Origin of the sequence: Longimicrobium terrae (assembly GCF_014202995.1) — a bacterium.
Lineage (GTDB): Bacteria > Gemmatimonadota > Gemmatimonadetes > Longimicrobiales > Longimicrobiaceae > Longimicrobium > Longimicrobium terrae.
On sequence record NZ_JACHIA010000003.1, the window covers coordinates 189,169 to 213,690 of the forward strand.

The 24,522-nt window shown below is 68.8% G+C and carries 25 protein-coding genes; 13 read left to right on the plus strand and 12 right to left on the minus strand.

Annotation, left to right across the window (positions count from 1 at the left end; all coding sequences use genetic code 11):
- Positions 1–2 precede the first annotated feature (2 nt).
- Positions 3–332 carry a nuclear transport factor 2 family protein gene (locus tag HNQ61_RS06930; protein WP_170036078.1) on the minus strand — a complete coding sequence of 110 codons (330 nt, stop codon included), beginning with the start codon at positions 330–332 and terminating at the stop codon, positions 3–5.
- A 78-nt stretch (positions 333–410) separates the two neighbouring features.
- Here HNQ61_RS06930 and HNQ61_RS06935 point away from each other — a divergent pair, with 78 nt between their 5' ends.
- The 7 genes from HNQ61_RS06935 to HNQ61_RS06965 all read left to right on the plus strand — a co-directional run bounded on the left by HNQ61_RS06935 (position 411) and on the right by HNQ61_RS06965 (position 5,278).
- Positions 411–818: a winged helix-turn-helix transcriptional regulator gene (locus HNQ61_RS06935; RefSeq protein WP_170036077.1), complete on the plus strand. Its 408-nt coding sequence runs from the start codon at positions 411–413 to the stop codon at positions 816–818.
- 194 nt (positions 819–1,012) lie between these two features.
- The gene (locus HNQ61_RS06940) at positions 1,013–1,267 is read left to right on the plus strand and encodes a helix-hairpin-helix domain-containing protein (protein ID WP_170036076.1); all 255 of its coding nucleotides are present in this window, start codon (positions 1,013–1,015) and stop codon (positions 1,265–1,267) included.
- Complete coding sequence (locus HNQ61_RS06945; protein ID WP_170036075.1) at positions 1,264–2,727, plus strand: MATE family efflux transporter; 1,464 nt, start codon at positions 1,264–1,266, stop codon at positions 2,725–2,727. The genes HNQ61_RS06940 and HNQ61_RS06945 overlap by 4 nt, the downstream gene beginning before the upstream one ends.
- Positions 2,728–3,311: 584 nt before the next feature.
- Positions 3,312–3,671 carry an ArsR/SmtB family transcription factor gene (locus tag HNQ61_RS06950; protein WP_170036074.1) on the plus strand — a complete coding sequence of 120 codons (360 nt, stop codon included), beginning with the start codon at positions 3,312–3,314 and terminating at the stop codon, positions 3,669–3,671.
- Positions 3,652–4,152, plus strand: a complete 501-nt coding sequence (locus HNQ61_RS06955) for an SRPBCC domain-containing protein (RefSeq protein WP_170036073.1) — start codon at positions 3,652–3,654, stop codon at positions 4,150–4,152. The genes HNQ61_RS06950 and HNQ61_RS06955 overlap by 20 nt, the downstream gene beginning before the upstream one ends.
- A 180-nt stretch (positions 4,153–4,332) precedes the next feature.
- Positions 4,333–4,842, plus strand: coding sequence for an SRPBCC family protein (locus tag HNQ61_RS06960; RefSeq protein ID WP_170040281.1), 510 nt, complete (start codon positions 4,333–4,335; stop codon positions 4,840–4,842).
- A complete protein-coding gene (locus HNQ61_RS06965; RefSeq protein WP_170036072.1) occupies positions 4,829–5,278 on the plus strand; it encodes a DoxX family protein in 450 nt (149 codons plus the stop codon). The genes HNQ61_RS06960 and HNQ61_RS06965 overlap by 14 nt, the downstream gene beginning before the upstream one ends.
- Positions 5,279–5,467: 189 nt before the next feature.
- On the opposite strand, the gene HNQ61_RS06970 is transcribed toward HNQ61_RS06965, so the two are convergent.
- Positions 5,468–6,595 (minus strand): hypothetical protein, encoded by a 1,128-nt coding sequence (locus HNQ61_RS06970; protein WP_170036071.1) that lies wholly within the window; start codon positions 6,593–6,595, stop codon positions 5,468–5,470.
- A 246-nt stretch (positions 6,596–6,841) separates the two neighbouring features.
- On the opposite strand from HNQ61_RS06970, the gene HNQ61_RS06975 reads away from it, so the two are divergent.
- Positions 6,842–7,162 carry a hypothetical protein gene (locus HNQ61_RS06975; protein ID WP_170036070.1) on the plus strand — a complete coding sequence of 107 codons (321 nt, stop codon included), beginning with the start codon at positions 6,842–6,844 and terminating at the stop codon, positions 7,160–7,162.
- A 55-nt stretch (positions 7,163–7,217) separates the two neighbouring features.
- Here the strand turns inward: HNQ61_RS06975 and HNQ61_RS06980 are convergent, their stop codons facing one another.
- The 3 genes from HNQ61_RS06980 to HNQ61_RS06990 are packed head-to-tail and all read right to left on the minus strand — an operon-like array spanning position 7,218 to position 10,668.
- Positions 7,218–7,865, minus strand: coding sequence for a DUF3226 domain-containing protein (locus HNQ61_RS06980; protein ID WP_170036069.1), 648 nt, complete (start codon positions 7,863–7,865; stop codon positions 7,218–7,220).
- On the minus strand, positions 7,862–8,956 hold the full coding sequence (locus HNQ61_RS06985; protein WP_170036068.1) for an AAA family ATPase: 1,095 nt from the start codon (positions 8,954–8,956) through the stop codon (positions 7,862–7,864). The genes HNQ61_RS06980 and HNQ61_RS06985 overlap by 4 nt, the downstream gene beginning before the upstream one ends.
- A gap of 20 nt (positions 8,957–8,976) precedes the next feature.
- Entirely contained in the window at positions 8,977–10,668 is a 1,692-nt protein-coding gene (locus HNQ61_RS06990) for an acyl-CoA mutase large subunit family protein (protein ID WP_170036067.1), read from the minus strand.
- Positions 10,669–11,203: 535 nt separating this feature from the next.
- Between HNQ61_RS06990 and HNQ61_RS06995 the strand changes: the two genes are divergently transcribed.
- A complete protein-coding gene (locus HNQ61_RS06995; protein WP_170036066.1) occupies positions 11,204–14,242 on the plus strand; it encodes a TonB-dependent receptor in 3,039 nt (1,012 codons plus the stop codon).
- Between the two features lie 65 nt (positions 14,243–14,307).
- The gene (locus HNQ61_RS07000; RefSeq protein ID WP_170036065.1) at positions 14,308–14,955 is read left to right on the plus strand and encodes a hypothetical protein; all 648 of its coding nucleotides are present in this window, start codon (positions 14,308–14,310) and stop codon (positions 14,953–14,955) included.
- A gap of 337 nt (positions 14,956–15,292) precedes the next feature.
- Here the strand turns inward: HNQ61_RS07000 and HNQ61_RS07005 are convergent, their stop codons facing one another.
- The 4 genes from HNQ61_RS07005 to HNQ61_RS07020 form a co-directional block, all read right to left on the minus strand.
- Entirely contained in the window at positions 15,293–15,937 is a 645-nt protein-coding gene (locus HNQ61_RS07005; RefSeq protein ID WP_170036064.1) for an Ig-like domain-containing protein, read from the minus strand.
- 268 nt (positions 15,938–16,205) lie between these two features.
- On the minus strand, positions 16,206–16,994 hold the full coding sequence (locus tag HNQ61_RS07010) for an ion transporter (protein WP_170036063.1): 789 nt from the start codon (positions 16,992–16,994) through the stop codon (positions 16,206–16,208).
- Positions 16,995–17,195: 201 nt separating this feature from the next.
- Positions 17,196–17,699 (minus strand): DinB family protein, encoded by a 504-nt coding sequence (locus HNQ61_RS07015; RefSeq protein ID WP_170036062.1) that lies wholly within the window; start codon positions 17,697–17,699, stop codon positions 17,196–17,198.
- Positions 17,700–17,875: 176 nt separating this feature from the next.
- Positions 17,876–18,373 (minus strand): acyl-CoA carboxylase biotin carboxyl carrier protein subunit, encoded by a 498-nt coding sequence (locus HNQ61_RS07020; RefSeq protein ID WP_170036061.1) that lies wholly within the window; start codon positions 18,371–18,373, stop codon positions 17,876–17,878.
- 268 nt (positions 18,374–18,641) lie between these two features.
- Between HNQ61_RS07020 and HNQ61_RS07025 the strand changes: the two genes are divergently transcribed.
- From HNQ61_RS07025 to HNQ61_RS07035, 3 genes are all read left to right on the plus strand, one after another.
- Positions 18,642–18,887 (plus strand): hypothetical protein, encoded by a 246-nt coding sequence (locus HNQ61_RS07025; RefSeq protein WP_170036060.1) that lies wholly within the window; start codon positions 18,642–18,644, stop codon positions 18,885–18,887.
- A 202-nt stretch (positions 18,888–19,089) separates the two neighbouring features.
- Complete coding sequence (locus tag HNQ61_RS07030) at positions 19,090–19,314, plus strand: hypothetical protein (RefSeq protein WP_170036059.1); 225 nt, start codon at positions 19,090–19,092, stop codon at positions 19,312–19,314.
- A gap of 321 nt (positions 19,315–19,635) precedes the next feature.
- The gene (locus HNQ61_RS07035; RefSeq protein WP_170036058.1) at positions 19,636–19,884 is read left to right on the plus strand and encodes a pinensin family lanthipeptide; all 249 of its coding nucleotides are present in this window, start codon (positions 19,636–19,638) and stop codon (positions 19,882–19,884) included.
- Between the two features lie 320 nt (positions 19,885–20,204).
- On the opposite strand, the gene HNQ61_RS07040 is transcribed toward HNQ61_RS07035, so the two are convergent.
- The 3 genes from HNQ61_RS07040 to HNQ61_RS07050 form a co-directional block, all read right to left on the minus strand.
- A complete protein-coding gene (locus tag HNQ61_RS07040) occupies positions 20,205–21,542 on the minus strand; it encodes a methyltransferase domain-containing protein (protein WP_170036057.1) in 1,338 nt (445 codons plus the stop codon).
- Positions 21,539–23,038: an acetyl-CoA carboxylase biotin carboxylase subunit gene (gene accC, locus HNQ61_RS07045; RefSeq protein WP_170036056.1), complete on the minus strand. Its 1,500-nt coding sequence runs from the start codon at positions 23,036–23,038 to the stop codon at positions 21,539–21,541. The genes HNQ61_RS07040 and accC overlap by 4 nt, the downstream gene beginning before the upstream one ends.
- A gap of 551 nt (positions 23,039–23,589) precedes the next feature.
- Positions 23,590–24,225, minus strand: coding sequence for an MOSC domain-containing protein (locus tag HNQ61_RS07050; protein WP_170036055.1), 636 nt, complete (start codon positions 24,223–24,225; stop codon positions 23,590–23,592).
- Positions 24,226–24,522: the final 297 nt, after the last annotated feature.

The following is a 24,522-nucleotide window of genomic DNA, read 5'->3' on the forward strand; positions in this document are numbered from 1 at the left end:
GCTCACCCGCCGATCCGCAGCGAGGCGATCTGTCCGCCGCGCAGCACGAACGCGTAGCGCAGATCCGCAGGACTGCCGGGAAACGTTCCCGACACGCGCGCCGTCACCACCGTCGCGCCGTCCCGGTCTTCGCTCTGGAGCGGTTCCGCCACGGGCTGGTACCGGCTCACCGCCGCCGCGGTCCAATCACGGATTGCGCCGGGGCCCCGCATGTCGCGACCTTCGTCGTGCACGAGCGCGTCGTCCGCGAAGCAGGCCGCCACCGCGTCCGCGTCGCCGGCGTTGCTGGCGGCGAAGTACGCCGCGATGGGCTCGGAAAGTACGATTGCCATTGGATGCATCCCGTCGGTGTGAAAACGTCGCGCGGCATCCGTTCGCCGCGTTCCGTATGATGGACAGGAGCTCTCCGGATGAGAAGTACGCACGAAAAAGTGGGGTACTTACCCGCGCGTAAGCACGATGAGCTGACGCCCGCGACCGCCGCGGAGGGCGTGGAGCAGGCGCTCCGCGTTCTGGAAGGGCGGTGGAAGCTGGTGATTCTGTTCCACCTGTTCGGGGGCCGGGTGCTGCGCTTCTCTGAGCTGGAGCGCGCCATTCCCGCCGTCTCGCAGAAGATGCTCATCCAGCAGCTTCGGCAGCTGGAGGCGGATGGCATCGTCCGGCGCGTGGTGCATCACCAGGTGCCGCCCAAGGTGGAGTACGGCCTGACCGACTGGGGGCAGGCGCTCTGCCCCGCCCTGGACGCGCTGCTGCAATGGGCCGGGCACCGTCCCGCCCCCCAGCTGGTCGCCGAAGCACCGGCGGAAGCGCCGGGATGAAGACGCAGCTCCCCCGTCACGCCGCGCGTGTAACGAGCGTGCGCGGGGGTTGCGGCGGACAGGTTCCATGCATATGCATGTTTCCGATTACGCCACCTGCCTTCCCCTCCGTCCCCGCGTCGTACATCTTCTCTCCATCTGGACGCCGGTGGATCGCGGACGCGACACCTTCAGCCCGATCCGCGGAATGACCCATGACCGCTGACGTCACGGAAAGCGATCTTCCCACCACGTTCGGCGCGCCGGCCCGCAGGGCACTGGTGAACGCCGGGATCACGCGGCTGGAGCAGCTTTCGCGCGTGAGCGAGCGCGAGCTGCTGAAGCTGCACGGCATGGGTCCAAGGGCGGTGCGCCTGCTGCGCGACATTCTCGCGGGGCACGGCCTGGGCTTCGCCGACGCGGGGACGATCGCGGACGCCACAACTTCCCAATCCACCGAGAACGCTTGACCGAAACCGCCACTCCCGCGCAGTCCGCCGCCCCCGAGAGCGACCCGCCCGCCGCGCCGGCGCGCGCGGGCCGCTACGACCGCTCGCTCATTGAAGGCCCGCTCCGCGCCACGGTGTGGAAGCTCGCGTGGCCCACCATGCTCACCAACGTCATCGCCGGGCTGCAGGGCATCGTGGACCACGTGCTGGTGGGCCACCTGGTCGGATTCGCGGGGAACGCGGGGATCGGCGTGGCGCTGCAGATCTTTCTGGTGGTCATCGTCTTCATCAGCTGCCTGTTCAGCGGAATGAGCGTGCTGGTCGCGCGCTTCGTGGGCGCCAACGACGAGGAGCGGGTGAACCGCGTCGTGTACCAGGCGTTCCTTACCGCCATCGGGATCGCGCTGGGGGTGATGGCGCCGGTGGGCTACTTCATCGCCCCCGTGCTGCTGGACATGGTGAACGCCGCGCCCGCCGTGCAGGCCCAGGCGCTTCCGTTTCTGCGCATCATGTTTCTGTTCAGCAGCGGCATGCTCATCTACTTCATGCTGAGCGGCGCGCTGCGGTCCGCCGGGGACGCGCGCACGCCCATGGTGCTGGGCGTGGCCATGACGGTGCTGAACCTGGTGCTGAACATCATCCTGATCCGCGGGCTGGGGCCGGTGCCGGCGTACGGAACGACGGGCGCGGCCATCGGCACGTCCATGGCGTCCGGCCTGGTGGCGCTGTACGGGCTGTGGAAGCTGTGGCACGGCGGCTGGGTGGTGCAGTTTCCCCGCGGGCAGGGGTGGGCGCCGGACTGGGGAATCATCCGCTCGCTGTTCCGCTTCGGCCTGCCCACGGGGATTCAGGGGATCGCGATGAACATCGGCGGCGTGCTGATGCTGTCGTTCATCGGGTCGCTGCAGCAGAGCGCGGCGGCGCAGGCGGCGTTTACGGTGGCGTACTCGCAGCTGTTTTCGCTCATCACCTGGACCTCGGTGGGATTGATGAGCGCCGCGGCGGCCGTGGCGGGGCAGAACCTGGGTGCCGGCAATCCGCAGCGCGCGGCGGACGCGGTGCGGGTGGCGGCGCGCATCGGGCTGGGGGGCGCGGCGGTGATCGGGGTGCTGTTCCTGGCCATCCCCCGCCCTCTTCTCGCCATCTTCGGGCTGAACGATCCGGTCGTGGCGGACATCGGCACGCAACTGTTGCGGGTGCTGAGCGTGTCGGGGCTCTTCATCACCGTGGCGCTCACGTACACCGGCGGGCTGCAGGGGACGGGCGACACGCGCAGCCCGCTGTACATCTCCATCATCTCGCAGGTGATTCTGCCGCTGGGGATCTGCTTTACGCTGGACGCGATGGGAACGCTGCAGCCCATCCACATCTGGATCGCCATTCTGTGCGGCCACGTGACGCGCTGCCTGCTGAGCGTGGTGCGGTTCAACCAGGGCAAGTGGAGGGGGATCGCGGTGGAAATGGTGCCAAGCCGGGGATAGGGAACTGAAGTGCGTTAGTGCGGGGTGCGTGAGTGCGTGAGTGCGTCGCCGCGCGGGCGGACCGGGCGTGCGTGGCGGCGCTGGCTGGGCGGACGGCAGATCCTTCGGTCGCCACTGACGGCACAGTGCCGCGCAACCAACCGGCCCCGCGGCGTACTACGCGGCGCACGCTTCCTGAGCGACGCCTCGCGGCGCGATGACGCGTAACTGCCTGCCCCGCACGGCGTAGTAGTGCGCAACCGCTTGCCCGGCGGCGAAGTACGCGGCGCACGCTCCTCAGCGACGCCTCGTGGCGTAGTCGCACCCACACCCTTGCCCCCAACGCCCAAGGCGTCATCCTGAGGGGGCGCCGGCCGATCTCTCTGCAGTGCCGCCACTTGGCGCCGACGAAGGATCTACCTTCCGCAGGGGAACGGGCGGGCGTTCCGCCGGGCAGCTTCAGCGCGGAATCCCCTGGTCGGCACCGGGCACTTGGGGCTGGTCACTTCTGTTCCCTCCGGCCTCTCCGCTCCCGCAAACAACATCATTGACTCCCACCCCCGTTCTTCTTACTTTACCGATCAGCTAATTAACCAAGTAGCGAAATGCAGTCAACGCCCGATCCTCTCAGCGTCACCTTTGCCGCCCTCGCCGATCCCACCCGGCGGGCGATCCTGTCGCGCCTGTCACGCGGGGAGGCCACGGTCACGGAACTGGCAGCGCCCTTCGACATGAGCCTGCCGGGGATCTCCAAGCATCTCAAGGTGCTGGAAAAGGCGGGGCTGATCGAGCGCGGGCGCGAGGCGCAGTGGCGGCCCTGCCGGCTGCAGGCGGCCCCGCTGCGCGAGGTGGACGAGTGGGTGGAGCAGTACCGCCGGTTCTGGGAAGAACGCCTGGACCGGCTGGGGGATTACCTTCGCGAACTCCAGAGGGAGAAGAGGGCCGATGATGACAACCGTGGCTGATTCCGGACCGATGCAGTCCCCCGGCAGCGACCGCGAGGTCGTGGCCACGCGCGTCTTTCAGGCGCCGCGCGAACTCGTCTGGGAAGCCTGCACCCGCCCCGAGCACGTGCGCCGCTGGTACGGCCCGGCCAGCATGCCCATGACCTCGTGCGAGATCGACGCGCGCGTGGGCGGCCGGTTCCGCTACGTGTTCCCCGCCCCGCAGGGCGAGATCGCGTTCAGCGGCGAATACCTGGAACTGCAGCGCCCGTCGCGCATCGTGAACACCTGGCTGTTCGAGCCCATGCCCGGAACCGACACGGTGGAAACCGCCACGCTGGAAGAAGAGGATGGCACCACGATCCTCACCATCCGCGCCGCGTTCCAGCGGCCGGAGCACCTGCGGGGCTGGGCCGGGAGCGGCGGATACCCGGGAATGGCCGAGGCTCACGAGCGCCTGCGCACGCTCGTCCACGAACTCGCCGCGGCCCGGCCGGGCTGATCCGCGGGGATCGACGCGCGGCGGCGTGGCGCCGATCCGCCGCGGGCGCCGTTCACTGCATGATCGCGGAGGACGCGGGGGTTTTGACGGAGGGGTGCGCGGGGAACGGCGGAGGAAGGGCGAGTTGGACGGATGGGGCGGGAATCAACCCATGATCAACGGGGACGGATTGCGATGACGATGACGGAATTCATGGACGACGGGACGGATACGGCGGGCCGGGAGGTGGTGCTGGAACGCGTCTTCGATGAGCCGCGCGAACTGGTGTTCGACGCGTGGACGGATCCGCGGCACATGGCCCACTGGTGGGGGCCGCGCGGCTTCACCACGACCACGCGGGAGATGGACGTGCGCCCGGGCGGCCGGTGGCGGTTCGTGATGCACGCGCCGGACGGGACCGATTACGACAACCTGATCGTCTACCTCGAGGTCGTGCGCCCCGAACGCCTGGTGTACGACCACGCCGACGCGGACGGCGACAACGAGGTGGCGCCCGCCTTTCGCGTCACCGCCCGGTTCCATGAGCACGAGCGAGGCACCCGGCTCACCTTCCGCCTGCTCTTCCCCACGGCCGAGGTACGGCGGGCCATGATGGACGAGCGCGCATCGGAAGGCGGAAAGCAGACCCTGGAGCGGCTCGCCGAGTACGTGGCCACCCTCAACGCGGGAGCCGCCGATGTCGATCTTTGAACCCGCGCGGGCACCCTGGCCGGAGCGCGCACTCGCCGTCACGCGCATCGTGATGGGGCTGCTGTTCATGGCGGCGGGAACCACCAAGTTCTTCGGGATTCCCGCACCGCCGCAGCCCATGCCGCCCATCCCGCTGATGTCTCAGGTCGGGATCGGCGGATTGCTGGAACTGGTGGGCGGGCTGCTGATCATGCTGGGCCTGTTCACGCGCCCCACGGCGTTCATCCTCTGCGGAGAGATGGCGGTGGCGTACTTTCAGTTCCACCAGCCGCAGGCCTTCTTTCCCACCACCAACGGCGGCGGGCCCGCGGTCATGTTCTGCTTCTTTTTCCTGTTGCTGACGTTCGCCGGGGCGGGAAGCTGGAGCCTGGACGGGTTGATGGCCCGCGCGCGCCGCGGCCGTCTGCCCGGCGCCGCTCCCCGCGCCTACGGCTGACGCGACGAACATCCGCGGGTGATTGCCTGTGCGATGAACGTCTGCGGGATGAACCTCTGCGGGATGACCGTCTACAGGATGAACATCGGCGGGATGAACGAGAGCCCCGGCGCGAAGGTCGCGCCGGGGCTCTCGTCTGTCGTCAGGGTGAAAGAGCGGCTGTGCGGGTCCGAGGTGGATCGGAACGCGTCATCGTCCGGACGAATCGCCACGCCCCGGCGCGCGTGGAGGGATGGCGCCGCGCAGGTGGTTCAGCCGTGCCTCCACCGCCGCGGGAACGACGAGCCGGTCGGCGATGGCGGCCACCTCTTCCGCCTCGCGCCAGTGCCGCTCCAGTTCCGCCAGTTCGCCTTCAAGCGCGCGCTTTTCCGCGTCCTCGTTGCTCGCCATCTCCAGTGCGAAGCGCAGCTCCGGCGGCAGCGCCCACACGTCGCGAAAGCCCGCGCCCAGTTCCCGCGCGTGCTCCTCCGCCCGGGCCAGAAAGCGCTCCGCGGTAAAGTTGCGGTCGATCAGCCGCACCGCGCCGTCCACCTGACTGCGCGACCCGCCGATGGCGTTGGCCTCCGCCGTGAGCACGGCCAGCGTGCGCAGCGCCGCGCCGCCGGTGAGCATGTGCGTGCGCGGCCGGGGATCGGTGATGCCTGTGGCGGGATCCAGCCAGTGGTTGGCCGTGTGCACCTCCACGGCCCACGCATGCCCGCCCACGGGCCGCGACCGCAGCCGCACGCGGCTCATCACCCGTCCCCTTTCCATGATGGGTACGCCCTCGTTGTCCACCAGCGTCTGCCGCGCGGCACCGGCTTCCAGTTCGGTCGCGCCGCGGGGCAGGCCGCGCTTGCGCCACTCCGCCACGGCGGCGAGCGGAAGGCCGGCCAGCCCCACCAGCGGCAGCACACTCGCCCCCGCCAGGGTCAGGACGGCGCCGCCCGCCAGGGACGCCGCCGCGCCCGCGACAGAAAGGGTGGAAAGCCACATGCGCTTCTGCCGCCCCGTGAACTGTGCGCCGTAGCGCCAGGCGGCAAACTCCGGCCGCTGCGGCGCGCCGATGCGCACCAGCTCCGTGCCGTCCCGCAGCCGCGCGAGGCCGATGTGCTCGGTAGAGGTGCGCAGGGTGGTGCCGCGAAAGGCGCGTTCGCACTCTTCGATGGCCTCCCACCGCTCCTCCAGCGGCGACAGGTTCCACCGGCCGCAGCGCGGGCACACGGCCCACAGCCGCCCCTTGGCCGCGTCGAACGCCAGCCGGCGGCCCACGGGAAAGTGTTCGATGCTTTCGTTGGCGCCCAGCGCGCCGTGGCAGAAGATGCAGGTGGCGTACATGCGTGGTCGATGGCGGAATCCGTGCTCCGGGGCGCGATTGCTCGCCCCGCGTGTCGTGCGGATGGGCGTTACGGATTACGCCGCACGCGGGTTGCGGAGCTCTGGACCGGGCCGGGCGCGGGGACCCGATCTTCCACCTATTGTCCGATAGGGAACCTGCGCGGCCGGCCCCGCGTACGATGCGCGGGGCCGGCAACGGATGCCGCGCCTCACTCCCGCTCCCTCTCATCCCCGCCGGAGGTTCCCATGAAAAAGCTCGCCCTGGCCCTGGAAGACCTGTCCGTCGAAAGCTTCGACACCACCCCGCGTCCCGGCCCTCGCGGCGGGACCGTGCAGGGCCACGACATCAGCGACAGCACCTGCTACGAGGTGGAGTGCTGGTGCGGCACGCGCGTCTCCTGCGCGGACAGCTGCAACGGCACCTGCGAGGAAAGCTGCAACGGAACGTGCCAGCTGGGCTGTACGACGAGGACTGCGGATCTCACCATCTGCAACCGCCCGCTCTCACTCTGCGGCGCGTGCACCTACAACGGCGGCACCTGCTACGACCCCACCGAGCCCTGCTGACCACCGGCAGCACGCGCGAGGGGCGGCGCCGTCCGCGGCGCCGCCCCTCCGTCGTTCATCGGCCGTCCCCCTCATCATCCAGCATCAGCCGCCGCACCCAGTCCACGAATTCGCGAGCGGCGGGCGCGTTCGCGTCCAAGGCGCCCTTGCCGATCGCCTGGCCCATGGGTGAACCCGGGCCGGCCTGCCACGCCAGCCAGGTGTGCATGACAGCCTTGGCCCGGTGCGCGGGAGAAAAGCGCCGCTCGGGAAGGCCGTCCACGACGTGGAGCGCGTGCGGCAGCAGCACGTCCGAGGACGGAATCATCGCCGCCGCGAAATCCTCGAGCATCCCCGCAGAGCCATTGTCGGGCATGATCCACAACCCGAACCGTGGCAGATCCGCCGCGCGAGCCAGAATCAATCCCCCACTCGCAATCGAGACTGGAACGTCCGCGTAGCCTGAATGCAGGAGCACGCTCCTGATCACCGCCCAGCGCGCGGCCGGATCCCCGTTGGCGTCAACGACGATTCCGAAGCACAGGAGGTCAGGCGCGTTCAACGCGACCGGCAGACCCGACAGAAGCGCGTCCACCCCGCCGTTTTCACGCACGAGGAAGGCGGACCTGGGCAGCTTGTGCGAGAGGCACAGGCTGTTTACAAGGGCCGCATCGTCTTTGCCTTCCACCCACAGCAGGCGGGCCGGCGCGATCGGCGCGTTCACCGGACTTCGATCTGCTGGTCAGCGGCGATCGCGACGTCTCGCTCAGAGTACCGCACGGCCCGGATCATCCCGTCGTCCTTGCGGTCCAGGCGGTAGAGCATGCCCTTCGCGGGACTGCGATTGGCCGCGTCCTGGAAGCCCACGACCGCTTCCCAGCTGTGGGTGGTGGCGAAAACCTGAACATTCAGCTGTTCGGCCATCACGAAGATGGAATTCCATACGTCATGATGAACACTGCGATGGAACCCGTTTTCCACTTCATCCACCAGCAGCGCGCCTCCGGCGGCCAGAACCATGGCCAGGGTGAGCCCGAACATGCGAATGGTTCCGTCGCCCATGCTCCTGAGCGGAATTGGACGCGCCGAGCCCCGCACCCGGCAGAGGATCGACCGTGACCGCCCCTCGCCGATGAGCAGAATCTTTTCGAGCCCGGGAACGAGCGAGCGGAAGTGCTCCTCCACCTGCTGCTCGCCGCCGAGGACGAGAACCCTGTCCCACATGCTGCTGATGTTCCGGCCCGACAATCCGGCGGAAGGCACGGCGACAACGTCGCTTCGGCCGAGTGGCGCCAGCGGAACCATATGGGAGAAGTACTCAAGGTCGAGTTCCAGACGGTTCGCCTCGGTCTGAACCGCCAGCACCCACGAGTCCGGGTTGAGGGCCAGCGGCCGCTCACCGCTGTACTCGCCATCCGCCCCGACCGGCTCGTTCCACGGCATGACGATCTTCATTACGCCGGGTTCGCCAGCACGACCCAGGACGATGGGACGGGTTCTTCCCTCGTTGAAGCTGCCGTAGAACAGACCTTCCAGAGCATTGAGGACGATCTCAGGCTCTTCGGCTGCGGGAACTCCGATCGAGGAAAGCGGGTGCTCGTACCCGGAGTGTTCGCTGACGAGGTTGAGGATCCTGGCCGCCAGAAACCTTTCGTTCGCGCGCTCGCAGAAGAGTTCCAGTGCCTCCAGCAGCGACGACTTGCCTGCGTTGTTGGTGCCCACAATGAGGTTCACCCTGCCGAGTTCCGGGAGAGTGAGGTGGCGAATGGCCCGGAAGCCTTCAACCGTGAAGCTGGGCAGGAGCATGTCGTCCATGTGGCTGCGGCAGTCGCGGATTATACCGGCCGGTACACGCCCCACTCGGCGCGGAGGGCGTCGCTGATTTCGCCCAGGGTCACCATCGCCTTGGCTGCGTCCACGATGCGGGGCATCAGGTTCTCGGTGCCGCGGGCGGCGGCGCGCACGGCCTCCAGCCGGGCGCGTACCTCGGCGTCGTCGCGGCCGGCCTTGATGCCGGCCAGCTTGGTGCGCTGCGACTGCTCCAGCGCGCTGAAGTCCGGCTGGCCCAGGTCCAGCTTTTCCTCCTGCCCCTTGAACTTGTTGACGCCCACGATGGTCTTGTCGCCGTTCTCCACCGCGATCTGGAACTCGTACGCCGCGCGGTGAATCTCCTCCTGCATGTACGCGATCGCCTCCGCCGCGCCGCCGATTTCCTCGATGCGGTCCAGGTAGCCGCGGGCCTTTTCCTCCAGCGCGTCCGTCAGGCTTTCCACGTAGTACGAGCCGGCCAGCGGGTCCACCGTGTCGCCGATGCCGGACTCGTACGCCAGCACCTGCTGCGTGCGCAGCGCCAGTGTGGCCGCGGCCGCCGTGGGGAGCGAGAGCGCCTCGTCATACCCGTTGGTGTGCAGCGACTGCGTGCCGCCCAGCGCCGCCGCCATGGCCTGCACCGTCACGCGCACCACGTTGTTCAGCGGCTGCTGGGCCTGCAGCGTCACGCCGCCGGTCTGCGTGTGAAAGCGCAGCTTGGCCGCTTCGTCGCCCGCGCCGAAGCGCTCGCGCATGAGCCGCGCGTACAGGCGCCGCGCCGCGCGGAACTTGGCCACTTCCTCGAACAGGTCGTTGTGCGAGGCAAAGAAGAACGAGAGCCGCGGCGCGAACTTGTCGATCGGCAGCCCCGCGTCCAGCGCGCGCGCCACGTACTCCATGGCGTTGGCGAAGGTGAAGGCGATCTCCTGCGCGGCCGTGGCGCCCGCCTCACGGATGTGGTAGCCGCTGATGGAAATGGTATTCCACCGGGGCACTTCGGCGTGGCAGAACGCGAAGATGTCGGTGATCATCCGCAGCGACGGCTCCACCGGAAAGACGTACGTGCCGCGGGCGATGTACTCCTTGAGGATGTCGTTCTGGATCGTCCCCGACAGCGACTTGCGGTCGATTCCCCGCTCGTCCGCGACCGCGATGTAGAAGGCCAGGAGAATGCTGGCCGTGGCGTTGATGGTCATGGACGTGCTGACGCGGTCCAGCGGAATGCCGTCCAGCAGCGTGCGCATGTCGTCCACGCTGTCGATGGCCACGCCCACACGGCCGACTTCGCCCATCGCCATGGAATGGTCCGAATCGAACCCCATCTGCGTGGGCAGGTCGAACGCGGTGGAAAGGCCCGTCTGCCCGGCCTCCAGCAGCAGCTTGAAGCGCGTGTTGGTTTCTTCCGCCGTACCGAAGCCGGCGTACTGGCGCATGGTCCAGAAGCGCCCGCGGTACATGGTGGGCTGAATGCCGCGCGTGAAGGGGAACTCGCCGGGATAGCCCAGGTCGCGCGCGTAGTCCTGCCCCGCCGCGTCTTCTGGCGTGTAGAGCCGGTCGATGTCCACGCCGCTGGTGGAGGTGAAGCTCTGGCGGCGCTCCGGGTGCCTGCCCAGCGCGGGCGACACCAGCCGCTCCGTCCACGAGCGCTTGCCTTCGTTCGCCGGGCCGGTGCTGCCGGAGTCTTCGCCCAGGTTGGTGGCCGCCACGGGATCGCTCATCGGTTTGACGGAAAGTGCGTGAGTGCGGTGTGCGTGAGTGCGGAGTGCTGGCTCCGCGCCGGGGACGACAACTTAACTTGTCGCGCGCAGTTCGCCATCGTTCGTGCTCCGTCTCTGTAAACTGCCCTCACGCGGAGGCCGCGGGGGTTCGCGGGGGTCGCGGGGAACAGCAACGGAAGGATGTCAGGCGCGGCGGCGATGAGCTCTCGGGGCGCGGGACCGTACTGCAACTGCCGTTTCACACGGAGGCCACGGAGGATGCACGGAGGTCACGGAGGAAAGAGCGAGGACTGGAGTTGCATCCGCTGTTCCCCCGCGACCTCCGCGACCCCCGCGTGAGGGCAGTTAACCCAGGTCGCCGCCCGCCACGGATCTCGGTCGCATGACCCGGTTGCGCGCCCTGCTCCAGAACTGTAACAATCCACGGGTTCCCGCGTTCTTTCGTTCAGCACCCGCAGGTTCGCGCACGCCCGCGCACGACACACCCGGCAGGCCCCCTCCGCGCACCGCGGATTCCCCTCTTCCCGGAGGCCGCATGACCCAACTTCTCCGTTCGATGCTCCACCGCGCCCGTGGTTTCGCCTGCGCGGCCATCCTCCTCACGCTCGCGACGCTGGCCGGCGCGCGCACGCTCCACGCACAGGCCGCCACGCTGCAGGGACGCGTGACGGACCCCACCGGCGCGCCCGTGGTGGCGGCGCTGGTGGACCTGAACCAGTCGCCCGGCACGCTGCGCCGCAACGCCCGCACGGACGCCACGGGCGCCTACCGCATCGTGGGGCTGCCCACCGGGCGCTACACCGTGAGCATCCGCCGCTCCGGCTACCAGACAGGGCGCGACATCGTCCTCCTGGCGCCGGGCGAGACGCTGCAGCAGGACTTTGTGATCGAGTCGCGCCCGGTGATGATCGACACGGTGACGGTGGTGTCGGACAACGACGTGTCGCTGGACCGCACGCAGACCGGCTTCGACACCCGGGTGACGGAAACGGCGATCGAACTGCTGCCGCTGGCGCAGGACCCCTCCGCCGCCGTCGCGCTCACGCCCGGCGCGCGCGGGGCACAGGTCTTTGGCGGGGCCACCGCGCAGGCCAACCAGTACCAGATCGACGGGCTGGCCGCCAACCACCCCGGCGTGGGCGGCGACCTGGTGCAGCCCTCGCTAAACTGGCTGGAGGCGGTGCAGGTGCGCGGGCTGGGCGCGGCCGCGGAGTACGGCAACTTCCAGGGCGGGCTGGTGAACCTCATCACCAAGAGCGGCAGCAACGACTTTCAGGGCGAGTTCACCGTCCGCGCCAACGCCGCCGCGCTCACCGCCAGCAACCTGCAGCGCTACGACGTCAACTCCGAGATCCGCTCCCGCTACGACGTGGAGGGCGAACTGCGCGGACCCATCATCCGCAACCGCCTCTTCTACTACCTGGGCGGCCAGGTGATCACCCGCGAGGATCGCGTCCCCAACAACCTCATCACCCGCGAAGGCTTCTACGCCCCGTTCGGCATTCAGCGCGACGAGCAGAAGCTGTTCGGCAAGCTGTCGTGGCAGCCCACCGGGGTGGACCAGCTGATGGTGTCCGGCGGATACCTGAACGCCACGTCCGACGGTATCGGCAGCACCGGATACGAGCCCGAGCCGCTGTCGCGCATGACGGCGCCCACGACGTTCGGCAACGCGCGGTATGAGCGGCTGCTGGGGCCCGGACGCGCCTTTCAGATTTCCGCCGCCACCTTCGAGCGTGACGAGCGGCGCGAGCCCGCCGCAGGCGAGGATCGCGCGGCGGTGGTGCTGTACGGCCTGAACCGCTTTCAGCCCACCTTTCTGAACGCGCCCTTCCGCTCGCGGCAGGCGCCGTCGTCGGCCACGGTGCAGTCATCGCTCACGTGGGAGATCGCGCGCGGCGGCATGCGGCATTCGCTCAAGGCGGGCGGCGAGTACAGCGCGGGCACCTGGATCGACCAGCGGCTGCGCAACGGGGGGATGACGTGGCGCCCCTCGTTCGGCCGCAACTACTCGCGCTTCAACCCCGACGACGCCTTCACCTGGGGCGGCGTGGTGCCCACCGAGTGGGGCGGCGAGGTGAACCTGAACGCCGACGTGCGCAACGCCGCCGTCTATCTGCAGGACAACGTGGAGATCGGCCCGCGGCTCACGCTGGCGCCGGGCATCCGCTACGGCTGGTGGGAGGGATACATCACCCCCGCCGGCGACGTGGGCCCGCGCTTTCGCGCCATGCAGGACGCCGCGCCGGACTTTCGCCTGGGCGCCACCTGGGACGTGACCGGGCGCAACGACCTGGTGGTCAAGGCGCACGCGGGGCGCTATCACCAGAGCATGTTCGCGCAGTTCTACGAGCGCGTGGCGGGCGGCAACGTGTTCAGCGACCGCGAAACGTGGTACTACGGCGCGCGGCCCACCTCCATCGACCAGCGCTTCACGCAGTCCGAGCGCGACCAGCTGGCGCAGACCGGCGTGTTCCGCCTGCAGGAAGCCGTGCGGCTGAACCAGACGGGCCCGGTGGATCCGGGGTACCGGCAGCCGTACGTGGACGAGTTCGTGCTGGGCGCCGAAAAGCAGCTGGGACGCTTCTGGAAAGCGGAGCTGGTGTACGTCAACCGGCAGAACCGCAACATGGTGGCGCTGGTGGACCGCAACGCCGCCACCAACTACACGGCGTTCGACAACATCGCCGTCTTCGGCCCCGGAGTGGACCAGGTGGAGTACCTGGGACGCGGGCTGCGGCTGGACCGCGTGTACGTCCCCAACAACCTGCTCATCGAGTTCCTTACCGCCATCGCCAACGACTGCCAGTGCGGGCAGGTTCCGCCGGGCCTCACGCTGGCGGACCGCGACCGGCTCACGTGGAACCCGGACCTGGTCATCACCAACGCGCCGGGGGCGGAGCGCAGCTTTCACCAGATCCAGGGCGTGGTGCGCTTCGGCTATCCGCGCTTTGGCGGCGTGATCAGCGCGGTGTATTCGCGGCTGCGGGGCAACCTGGACAACGTGGGCGGATACGACGAAACCGGGGATTATTCCGCCGGGCAGTTCGTGAATCCCAACCAGAGCGTGAACGCCACGGGACTGCTCCCCAACAGCAGCCCCATGGAGATCAAGACGTGGGTGTACGGCTCGCTCCCCGCGGCCTTTCGCGGCGGCCTTCTCTTCTCATGGGCGGGCGGCGACCGCTACACGCCGCGCTTTGAGCTTTCGCCGGCGCTGTACAGCTTCTTCGACCTGAACCGCGACAGCCTGTCGTCGCACCTGTTCTTTCCCTCCAACGGGCAGCCGGTGTTCGTGGAAACGCGCGGGGCCGAGGCGTATCCGGAGCGCGTGCAGCTGGACCTGCACCTGGAGCGCGGGGTGCGGATGGGGCCGGCGGAGTGGGTGCTGGAGCTGGACGGGATCAACGTGCTGGGCCAGGACACGCCCATCGCGTGGAACACGTCGGTGAACCAGGGGCTCAACTACCGTGGCGACACCGACCAGTTCGGGCTGGAGTCGGGCTTCTACCGCGCCGTGCGCGACCGGGTGCCGCCGCGCTCGCTGCGGCTGGGCGCCACGGTGCGGTTCTGAGCGCGCTCCCGCGGCGGCCGGCCCGGGTGGCCGGCCGCATCCCTTTCCCCTGCCGTGAGTGGCGGATGACGATGCGATGTGTGCTGTGCGCGCTGCTCGCCGGGCTGGCGGCAACGGCGTGCGTGGACGTGACGGAGCCCGTACTGGGCGGCGATTACATGGGTTCGCTGCAGTCGTCCAACGCGCAGGAGGGCGCGGCCGTGTTCAACCTGGCTCGCCCGGGGCTGCAGTCGCTTTCGGCGCCGGGGCGCATTCTGATCGGGCGCGCGCGCGGCGCGGACAGCGTGCGCGTGCTGATGATCAACGACCCGCGCGTGCTGGTGGGCGGGCCCATCAGCTTTGTGGCGCGGATGGAATCCGGCCAGGCGCCGCCCGCCAGCCAGGTGCTGGCCGTGGTGGCGCCGGACAACGACCACCGGCTGTTCATGATCGACTACCGCATCCACTTCACCCGCGCGGAGCCGTCGGCCATCCGGGTGTCGGAGGCGCGCGTGCGGTCGGCGGAGAACGCCAACGCGGTAACGGAGTCGGCGATCACCTTTGCGCGCGCCGCCTCTGAATTCCTGGGCGAAGGGCCGGGGCTGTCCGCAGAGGAGCGCGAGGTGCTGGACGGGCGCGGCAACTCGGACGGTGGATACGATCTGGGCGACCTGCGGTACTTTCTGGCCCGCAATCCATCGCAGATCCCCACGTCGTCCTCGTGGTCGCCCTGATTCTGCGGCGTCAGCAGAGTTCGTAACTGCATCTCACGCGGGGGTCGCGGAGGTTCGCGGAGGTCGCGGGGAGGGCAACAGATTGGACGCACACAGAGTCAACAGAGTTAACAGTAAACGATCAAAAGCGTTGATCGGAGACGCCGGGCATGATCCATTTCTGCTGCTCCTCTGTTGACTCTGTTAACTCTGTGTGATGCTTTCCGTTGCTGTTCCCCGCGACCTCCGCGACCCCCGCGGCCTCCGCGTGAGGGCAGTTTCCAGACTTTCCGCTGCTACGACGACAAGGGCCGCACCGAAGCATCGGTGCGGCCCTTCTTTTTCACGCCATCCGCGATCAGATGATGCAGACCGACGGGGCGCCGGCGCTGATGGACACGTACTTGGTGACGCTCGTGCTCTGGCCGCTCGCGTCGGTTACGGTCAGGTACAGCGTAAAGTTGGACGAGCTGTGCCCCGTCCATGTCCACGGCTCGTTGAAGGTGTAGCCGTAATCGTAGATGCCGTTGTTGGATGACCAGGCGTACGTGTACGGCGAGGTTCCCGCCGTGACTTCCGCAAAGAACGAGCAGACCTGGTTGGAACGCACGCTGGACGGACCGTCGATGTAGATGTCGGGCGTGACGGCGACCACCTTGGTACCGGTGATGCCGTCCACCACGCCCGAAATGGTGGCCGTGCCCGTCGCCACGCCGGTCACTACGCCGGAGGCTGAAACGGTGGCCTTGGATGTGTTGGAGCTGGACCAGGTCGCGCTGCTGCTGGTGAACTGGCCGTCCACGTCGCGGCCGTACGCGGTGCACTGCCCGCCCTGGGCCGGCTTGATGGGCGTGGGGCAGGTTACCGTCACGCTGGTGGTGACGCCTACGAGCCGCGGTCCGTCGTGTGGCGCGGTGATGCCGCCGCCCGCCTCGCCGGAGCATCCGGAGAGCGCGAATCCGGAAAACGCCGCGAGAACGCCGAGTGTGTTTCTGATCCGCATGGTCTGTCTCCGGAAACGGTGGACCTGCACACCCAGTGCGGGCGGGGAGGTCTTTCCAGAGTAAGGCCGTTCCTTTCAAGCCGCAACATATTTCTTTGATTCAACCCCGCAGCCTTGCACCAGCCCGATACGCACCTCCATCAAACACTTATCAGGAAGCAGATAACCGGCAATCATGATCGGCCACCTGGCCAACCGTGCAGTGCGCGGTGGACCATGCCGCGCCCGGATCAGGCCATATCGAGAGATGTCTTCCGTCGGCCGCCGGTCAGTGAAGCTGGCCTCCGCAATGCGGGCAGGCGGCGGGCTCCCTTCGGGCCTGGACGGCCTCCACGAAGCCGGCGCCCAGGATCGCCGTGGGAAGCGCGAACAATCCAATCCCCACGATGCTGATGAGGCCCGCCGCAAGCCGGCCAGACGGGGTTTCGGGGATGACGTCTCCGTATCCCACCGTGGTGAGCGTGGCCACCGCCCACCACATGCTTGCGGGAATGCTGGAGAACTCGTCGGGCTGCCGGCCGTTCTCCGCGATGTACATCACCGACGACGACACGATCAGCAGCACGGCCATCAGCGCGAGTGACAGGACCAGCTCTTCGCGCTTCTGGCGGATCACCTGCCGGAACAGGCCGAGCGCCGTGACGTACCGCCCGGCCTTGAGCAGCCGCACCAGCCGGAACAGGCGCATCGCCCGCAGAAACCGCAGGTCGAGCGCCGCCGCCGGAACAAAGAACGGCGCGATCGCGAGCAGGTCGATCAACGCGAGCGGACGGAGCATGTAGCGCAGCCGGCCGCGTACCGCGCCCCGGTACCGCGGGTCCTCCACGCACGACCAGACGCGGGCGAGATACTCCACACTGAAGACCGCCACCGAAAACACCTCGAATGCGCGGAACTCCGCTTCCCACCGCGCCTCCAGTTCCGGCACGGATCCAAGGATGACGGCCAGCACGTTCGCCGCGATCAGCGCAAGGATGAAGATGCCGAACCGGCGGCTCGCGGCGTCGCCCGCGCGGGGGGCCTCCGTAATCTGCAGCACGCGAAGCCGGGAGATCATCGGCGCTCATCAGAATGGGAGGCGCTCATTGTTTCCATCAACATTGAGGTCGTCGTCAGAGCCCGCCGGATGGGCAGCCGTGCGGAGAATCAGAGAATAGAATAGTCGGGGGGACAAAAAAAAGAACGCGATCGGATCGGCCGGGAGGGCAACGACGACAGGGCCGGCGACGCGCGCCGGCCCTGCGTTCGATCGTGTGCTTCAGGGGAGAACGGGTGCGCCCATGGCGGCCCACTCTTCGGCGGCGGGGCCGTACACGCCCGGGACCGTGAGACCGGCCTGCCGCATCAGCACCGTCATCTGCCCGCGGTGGTGCGCCTGGTGCAGCATCAGCGCCGAAAGCACGGTGCCCTTCTTCCACACGTCGCCGTACATCATCAACTCCTCACCCAGCACCTCGTCCGTCCAGGCGGCGCGCACCACGTCGGGAAGCGATGCGGCCGCTTCCTCGTACGCGCGCGTGATCTCGGCGGCGGAGGTGGGCGTGGGCGAATGCTGCTCGGGGCCGGTCACGCCCGGTACGCCCGCCGTCTCCATCAGCTCGCGTACGGTTTCGGTCACGTGCCAGGCAAGTCGGCCCAGCGTGCGCCCCTCGGCGCCCACGCGCTGGTTGAGCGACTCATCCGTCAGGCGGGAGAACAGGTTGACCGTGGACTGCGAATCACGCTTCCAGTCGCTCACGAAATCGTTGATGCGGCGGTACATGGCGGATTGGGGTACGGGTGTGGGAGATACCGCGGAAAGAAAGTGCCCAGAAGAGAAACCGAAGTGCCCCGTGCTCACGACCGAGTGCCCCGGGAAGAACCGATCAGGCCCGGGGCCTCCGTTCACTTTCGTACTTTCGTACTTTCGTACTTTCGTACTTTCGTACTTTCGTACTGCTACTCCAGCACGATCAGCACCGCGCCCTTGTCCACCGTCTGGCCGGGCGCGACGGCGATGCTGGCGACCACGCCGTCCGCGGGGGCCTTGAGCTCGTTTTCCATCTTCATCGCCTCCACGACAACCACGCCCTGGCCCGCGCGCACGGTCTGGCCCACCTCGACCTCCACCTTGAGCACCAGCCCCGGCATGGGCGCCAGGATGGTCTTGTCGGCCACGTCGTCGGCGCCGCCGGTCATTTCGCGGATGGCGCGGGTGCGTTCGTCCACGGCGTCGGCGGTCAGGCGGTCCGCGCCCAGCGCCAGGTGCCAGCGGCCCTTGCGGTCGCCCGCGCTGACGGCAAAGGCGTACGAACGGTCGCCCGCGATCAGGTGGCGCGTCCGCGTGCCCGGAAGGGTGGAAAGCTGCGCCTCCATGGGCGTGCCGTCCACCACCGGCGTGGCGCCCGTAAGGTCCACTTCCACCTCACGTCCGGCGATCGTAACGAAGTAGCGCATGCGGTGCGTTCCGCGGTCAGATGAAGGAATGGTTTCGGCCGCAGCAAGGTGCGCCCGCGACGACGGAGCCGCAAGCCCGCCGGGAGCCCATCGTCCGCCGCGGCTCTTGACGGGCGCGGTTCCGCCACGCATCGTGCAAACAACCTTATCCGACACAATACCGGACGGCACCGATTCCCACCCTTCGCTGGGCGGGCGCATTCCCGTCCGGCGCGGATGATGGTTGATTCACGCGGGCGCTGGCGATCCACGGAACGGGCGAGAGCCGATGAGAAAGCTGCTGCTGGACCCCGACGACCTGCGGGTCGATTCGTTTGAGACTGCACGTTCGGCCGCGGACGCGCGCGGCACCGTGCGCGCCAACGACGAACGCGGTCCGTGCACGCACCCCGCCGGCGGCGTGCACGCGGACGCCACCGGGCGCGCCTGCCCGTCCGTGCAGAACTGCGGCTCGCTCTACACCGTCTGCGGTTGCAGCGTCACCTCCTGCGACGACGAGCTGGTCCTGCACTGAAAGCGCCGCGCCAACGGGCAACGGGCCGCCGGACGCGATCGTCCGGCGGCCCGTTGTTTTCCGCCGAATATGGCCTATCCGTCCTGTTTGCTTGACGTGCGCCTTTCACGCCGGGAACTTGGGATGTCGCACCTCCCAACCCGCCGCGCTCCCCCGAACGCCGCGCGGGATTCTGCTCCATCCGCCACACCGGTTCATCCCCATGAAGAAGCTCAAGCTGCAGATCGACTCCCTCCAGGTGCAGTCGTTCGATACCACCAACGGCGGCCAAGGCGAGCGCGGCACCGTCCGGGCCCAGGGCGACAGCGAGGACTTCGGCTGCACGTGGATCTGCATCACGCTCAGCTGCCTCTGCGGCAACACCGAAAAACTGCTCTGCTCGGCGGCCGGTTGCCCCGTGGTGGCGGAGCAGGACCAAGCCGGCTGATCCCCCGCTCAGCCGTACGACGGGCCGCCGGACGCAATCGTCCGGCGGCCCGTTTCCGTCATCAGCCGTACATTCCGCTCAGGCGCGAACGGACATCCGACGGCGATCCACGTGCCTCTTTCACGAACGCTTGCCGGCGGTACCGAATCACTCAGCTACACAAGCTGAACCGATCGACGCAGGCGCTGCTCCTCGTTGAGAGGACGCGGCCGACAAGATCATTGACATGTTCCTAATCCGACGTAATATGTTTTCATCTTGGTCGGCGGCCGCAGCCAGTCCGGCAGGCGCGCCCCCGAACTCCCGCCTGCGACGGATGCCATGAAGAAGCTGAAGCTCAACCTCGAGAACCTGCGGGTAGACTCCTTTGAGACGGCGCGCGATGCCACGGGGATGACGGGAACCGTGCGCGCCAATGGTGAAACGTATCCCTGCACGCAGCCCATCACCTGCGTGCGAGTGGAGCCGACCGGGGGAGCCTGCCAGTCCATGCAGAACTGCGGCGGATCGGTGTTCACCGTCTGCGCCTGCAGCGTGACGTCGTGTACGACGGACCTGATCGAGCACTGACATTATCCCCGCGAAGCAGACGGGCCGCCGGAGGTTGGCACCAGCTCGCTCCCGAAGGTTAGGACCCTGAAAAAAGGCAAGGTCGCATGCGCTCGCCCAAGCTGACCGTCGAATCTCTCGCTGTCGAGACGTTCGAGGTGAACGAAGTACAGGTACACTTCGATTCCACCTTTACCACGGGGGGACCGTGGTTCTGTGCGGAAAACTGTGCGCCCGACACCGACCCCCACTACTGCTGACGCGGCATCGGCGAAAGCAGACGGGCCGCCGGACGATTGCGTCCCGGCGGCCCGTTTTCCGTTATCGACCAAAGATCCTGCTCAGGCGCGGACCAGCAGCACCACCGATTCCACGTGCGCCGTCTGCGGAAACAGGTCGAACGAGCGCAGGCTCTCCATGCGGTAGCCGGGGCCCAGGCGCCTGATGTCGCGCGCGAGCGTGGCGGGGTTGCAGGAGATGTAGATGATGCGCTCCGCCGGCTGGGCGGCCAGCGCGTCCGCCGCCTCCGCCGCGATGCCCGCGCGTGGCGGGTTCAGGATGACGAGGTCCGCGGGAAGATGCTCCGCCAGCACGGCTTCCACGTATCCCGAGATGAAGACGGCGCCCTCCGGCGCGCTCCTGCGCGCCTCGGCCACGGCGTCGGGATCCAGTTCGATTCCCGTCACCCGCGCGCCGGCCCGCGCGAGGCGACGCGCGTGCAGCCCCACGCCGCAGTACGCGTCCACCACCGTCCTGCCCGCCACGTCGCCCACGAGCGAAAGGACGTGCGCCTCCAGCAGTTCCGCCGCCGCGCGGTTCACCTGCAGAAAGGCGGCGCCGCTCAGCTCCACCGTCTCGTCGCCCCACGTTTCCGGCAGCCCCGGCGCGCCCGCGATCAGCTCCGCCTTGTTCTCCCCCGGGCGGTGCCAGATGGCCACCAGCCCGGGGACGGCGGCGATCAGCTCCAGCGGCCGCCCCGGGTGGAATCCGCCTTCCACGAGCAGCGACACCTCGCCATTCGCCGAGGCGCGCAGCGTGAGCCGCAGCTGCGCGCCGGAAGGAAGGCGCCGCGCGTCCGGGCCCCAGTTGGCGCGGATGCCGTCCCACACGCGCGCGATCGCCTCCTCGAACAGCAGGCAGCTTCCGTCCAGGTCCACGATCTCGTCCGGCGCGCCGAGCGCGTGGAACCCCGCCTCCACGCGGCCGTGCTCCGTCCTGCGCAGCGCGAAGCTCACGCGGTTGCGGTAGCGGAACTCGCGCGGGGACGGCACCACCTCCGGCGCCTCCACCGCCACCCCGCCGATGCGCGTCAACGCGTCGCCCACGATGCGGCCCTTTGCCGCCAGCTGTGCGTCGTACGTGAGGTGCTCCAGCGTGCACCCGCCGCACCGCGCGTAAAACGGGCACACCGCTTCCCGCCGCTCCGGCGACGGCTCGATGACGCGCAGCAGCGTCCCGCGCGTCCACCGGTCGCGCGTCTCCGTCAACTGCACCTCGGCCAGGTCGCCCGGCGCGGTGCGGTGGACAAAGCAGACGCGCCCGTCCGCCAGCCGCCCCACTCCTTCCCCGCCCGCGGCGATGGAATCGATGCGCAGCTGCACCGGCGGTCGTGGCCGGCGCGGCCCGGGAGCCGGGCGCGCCGAACGTCCCCGGTCGCGCCCGCCGCGGCGGTCGCTCACCGGTTTCTCCATCCGCGCTGGCGCCATCCGCTCACCGGCGCGGCGGCCGCGGCGGTGCCGGCGCGCGGCATGGCGCGGTGCGTACGGCGCTCTTCCTCCAGCAGCGCGGCGGCCAGGGCGGCGGCGCGGATGGTGTCCTCATCCGGCTGCGCCGTCATCAGGTCCTCGTGCCGCTCCAGGTACTTGATGTCCAGCCGGCCCTCGCGGAACTCCGGCTCGTCCATCACCCGCAGGTGGAACGGAACGCTCGTATCCACGCCCTCCACGCGCAGTTCGGCCAGCGCGCGCTTCATCCGGTCCACCGCCTCGATGCGCGTGGGCGCATGCACGATCAGCTTGGCCAGCATGGGATCGTAGAACAGCCCCACTTCCACGCCCGGGGTGATGCCGCCGTCCCAGCGCACGCCGGGGCCGCTGGGGATAAGCAGGTTCTGGATGCGCCCGGTGGACGGCATGAAGTTGTTGGCCGGGTCCTCCGAGGTGATGCGGCACTCGATGGCGTGCCCCGTGAACGTGATGTCGTCCTGCGCAAACGGCAGCTTCTCGCCCGCGGCAATGCGGATCTGCCACTGCACCAGGTCGATCCCGGTCACCAGTTCCGTCACCGGATGCTCCACCTGAATGCGCGTGTTCATCTCCAGAAAGAAGAACTCGCCGTTCTGGTACAGGCACTCCACCGTCCCCGCGCCCTCATAGTTCACGGCACGCGCGGCGGCGACGGCCATGGCGCCCATGGCCGCGCGCTCGTCCGGCGTCAGGACCGCGGACGGAGCTTCTTCAATGAGCTTCTGGTGGCGGCGCTGGATGCTGCACTCGCGCTCGCCCAGGTGCAGCGTGGTGCCGTGCCGGTCCGCCAGCAGCTGGATTTCAATGTGCCGCGGGCCTTCCAGGAACTTCTCGATGTAGACGCTGCGGTCGCCGAACGCCGACTGCGCCTCATTGCCGGCGGACTCGAACGCCTTTTCGATCTCGTCCTCGCCGCGCACGATGCGCATTCCCTTGCCGCCACCGCCCGCCGCGGCCTTGAGCAGCACGGGATAGCCGATTTCGCCGGCCACGCGGCGCGCCTCGGCCGCATCGGCCAGCGCCTCCTTGGTGCCGGGGACGACGGGTACGCCCGCGTCGATCATCCGGGCGCGCGCGGCGGTCTTGTCGCCCATGGCCGTCACCGCGTCGGGCGACGGGCCGATGAACACGAGCCCCGCGTCGCGCACGGCCTGGATGAAGTGCGCGCGCTCGGAGAGGAAGCCGTAGCCGGGGTGGATGGCTTGGGCGCCGCACCGTTTGGCGACGTCGATGAGGACGTCGGCCTTGAGGTAGCTCTGCGCGCTGGGCGCGGGACCGATGAGGTACGCCTCGTCGGCGGCCAGGACGTGGGGGGCCAGGCGGTCCGCCTCGGAGTACACGGCGACGGCCTTGACTCCCAGTTCGTGCGCGGCGCGAATGACGCGCAGGGCGATCTCGCCGCGGTTGGCGATCAGGATCTTGTTGAACACGCGGCCCTTGCGGCTTGACGTGGACGGACGGGCGCGGGCGCCGGCCCCGCGAAAGGCGTCCAAGGTACAACCCGCCCGCCAAGTTCGCGAGCGGTGCGGGCCCTCACCCCGCGCGCTGCGCGCGACGACCCTCTCCCACGAACGGATGTGGGAGAGGGAGCACACCCCAGTATCGGGCGTTCCGGACGAGGCGGCGCGGGCGGAAAGGCCCCCTCCCCCCAGCCCCCCCAGCCCCCTCCACCCGCTCCGCGGGAGAGGGGGAGCCGCTCGGCGCGGGAACAGGCCACCGCGCGCGGCCGCAACTCTCGCCCGGCGGTTGAAACCGCGCGTCGAACTATGAGGCGTTCGCCTGCGCGGACTGCGGGGACGGCTTTGTTCGTGATCGCGGGACGCAGTTGAAGCCCCGAACCGGACGCGCCAGCGGCCGGTGTCGGGGGTTCCCGCTGTTTGAGCGGCGGATTCATTCGCTCAGGGAGGCATGGGATGCTCAGGGAGGCATGGACGCTCACCGAGGTGTGGATGCTCAGACGGCCGGTGATCCGCGGACCGGCTTACTCCAGCGCGATCCGCCCGTGCGCGATGTCATCCCAGAACTCCGGCAGGTTGGGGACGGCGCGCAGGGCGGCGGCCTTCCCGCGATCGGTGAGCACCTCCGTCATGTACCGCAGCGTAATGCCGTGGTCCGGCCGCTCCAGCACGCGCACGGCATCGCCCGCGCCTACTTCGCCCTCCTGCACGACACGGAAGTACGCGCCCGGCCGGCCCGCGCGCTGAAACCGCCTCGGGAAATGCGCATCTCCCACGCGAAGGCCGAGCTTGAAGCAGGGCATCCTAGGCTGCGCGATCTCCAGCACGGTGGATCCAACGCTCCACCGTTCCCCCACCAGCGCGGCCGAGAGGTCGATGCCATCCACGGTCAGGTTCTCGCCGAACAGGCCGGGAGGCGTGTCGAATCCCTCCTCTTCTCGCCAGAAGTCGTAATCCTCGCGAGAGTAGGCGTACACTGCCTTGTCCGGCCCGCCATGCACCGTGCGGTCCGCCTGATCGTCCCCCGCGAAGTTGACGCAGCGAAGGGCCACGCGGCCCTCCACCGGCGCCTTCCAGATCCCCGTCGTCACGAGCCGGCCGCGCCACTCCACCTCGCGGACGGCCCCGACGTTTACGTGCAGAATGCGGGAATCAGGCATCAGGAAAGCCGTGCTCGGGGTGACCGGTGACCATCAGGACGGCGGCGGCGATCGCGAGACGCCCGCGTGCGATCCGCGGTACAGGACGAGTGACCGCGGCGTGAACCTCATCCGGCGGAACCGTTCGCGATCAGTGTACAGAATCAGAGGTGCCCGGCGCCACGCACGCGATGCACCGCGTCATGAGCGGCGGCTTTCGACCGCTCACAAATCGGCGCAGCGACTCACAGTATCCGACATCGCACAAGACGAATCCGTTCCTTCTCTCCGACCGCCCCGTGACACGGTATCAGGCGA

Coding starts and splice junctions, on each gene's coding strand:
- HNQ61_RS06930 (WP_170036078.1), bottom strand. CDS start 332: ATGGCAATCGTACTTTCCGAGCCCATCGCGGCGTACTTCGCCGCCAGC.
- HNQ61_RS06935 (WP_170036077.1), top strand. CDS start 411: ATGAGAAGTACGCACGAAAAAGTGGGGTACTTACCCGCGCGTAAGCAC.
- HNQ61_RS06940 (WP_170036076.1), top strand. CDS start 1,013: ATGACCGCTGACGTCACGGAAAGCGATCTTCCCACCACGTTCGGCGCG.
- HNQ61_RS06950 (WP_170036074.1), top strand. CDS start 3,312: ATGCAGTCAACGCCCGATCCTCTCAGCGTCACCTTTGCCGCCCTCGCC.
- HNQ61_RS06955 (WP_170036073.1), top strand. CDS start 3,652: ATGATGACAACCGTGGCTGATTCCGGACCGATGCAGTCCCCCGGCAGC.
- HNQ61_RS06960 (WP_170040281.1), top strand. CDS start 4,333: ATGACGGAATTCATGGACGACGGGACGGATACGGCGGGCCGGGAGGTG.
- HNQ61_RS06965 (WP_170036072.1), top strand. CDS start 4,829: ATGTCGATCTTTGAACCCGCGCGGGCACCCTGGCCGGAGCGCGCACTC.
- HNQ61_RS06970 (WP_170036071.1), bottom strand. CDS start 6,595: ATGTACGCCACCTGCATCTTCTGCCACGGCGCGCTGGGCGCCAACGAA.
- HNQ61_RS06975 (WP_170036070.1), top strand. CDS start 6,842: ATGAAAAAGCTCGCCCTGGCCCTGGAAGACCTGTCCGTCGAAAGCTTC.
- HNQ61_RS06985 (WP_170036068.1), bottom strand. CDS start 8,956: ATGGACGACATGCTCCTGCCCAGCTTCACGGTTGAAGGCTTCCGGGCC.
- HNQ61_RS06990 (WP_170036067.1), bottom strand. CDS start 10,668: ATGAGCGATCCCGTGGCGGCCACCAACCTGGGCGAAGACTCCGGCAGC.
- HNQ61_RS06995 (WP_170036066.1), top strand. CDS start 11,204: ATGACCCAACTTCTCCGTTCGATGCTCCACCGCGCCCGTGGTTTCGCC.
- HNQ61_RS07000 (WP_170036065.1), top strand. CDS start 14,308: ATGACGATGCGATGTGTGCTGTGCGCGCTGCTCGCCGGGCTGGCGGCA.
- HNQ61_RS07005 (WP_170036064.1), bottom strand. CDS start 15,937: ATGCGGATCAGAAACACACTCGGCGTTCTCGCGGCGTTTTCCGGATTC.
- HNQ61_RS07010 (WP_170036063.1), bottom strand. CDS start 16,994: ATGATCTCCCGGCTTCGCGTGCTGCAGATTACGGAGGCCCCCCGCGCG.
- HNQ61_RS07015 (WP_170036062.1), bottom strand. CDS start 17,699: ATGTACCGCCGCATCAACGATTTCGTGAGCGACTGGAAGCGTGATTCG.
- HNQ61_RS07020 (WP_170036061.1), bottom strand. CDS start 18,373: ATGCGCTACTTCGTTACGATCGCCGGACGTGAGGTGGAAGTGGACCTT.
- HNQ61_RS07025 (WP_170036060.1), top strand. CDS start 18,642: ATGAGAAAGCTGCTGCTGGACCCCGACGACCTGCGGGTCGATTCGTTT.
- HNQ61_RS07030 (WP_170036059.1), top strand. CDS start 19,090: ATGAAGAAGCTCAAGCTGCAGATCGACTCCCTCCAGGTGCAGTCGTTC.
- HNQ61_RS07035 (WP_170036058.1), top strand. CDS start 19,636: ATGAAGAAGCTGAAGCTCAACCTCGAGAACCTGCGGGTAGACTCCTTT.
- HNQ61_RS07050 (WP_170036055.1), bottom strand. CDS start 24,225: ATGCCTGATTCCCGCATTCTGCACGTAAACGTCGGGGCCGTCCGCGAG.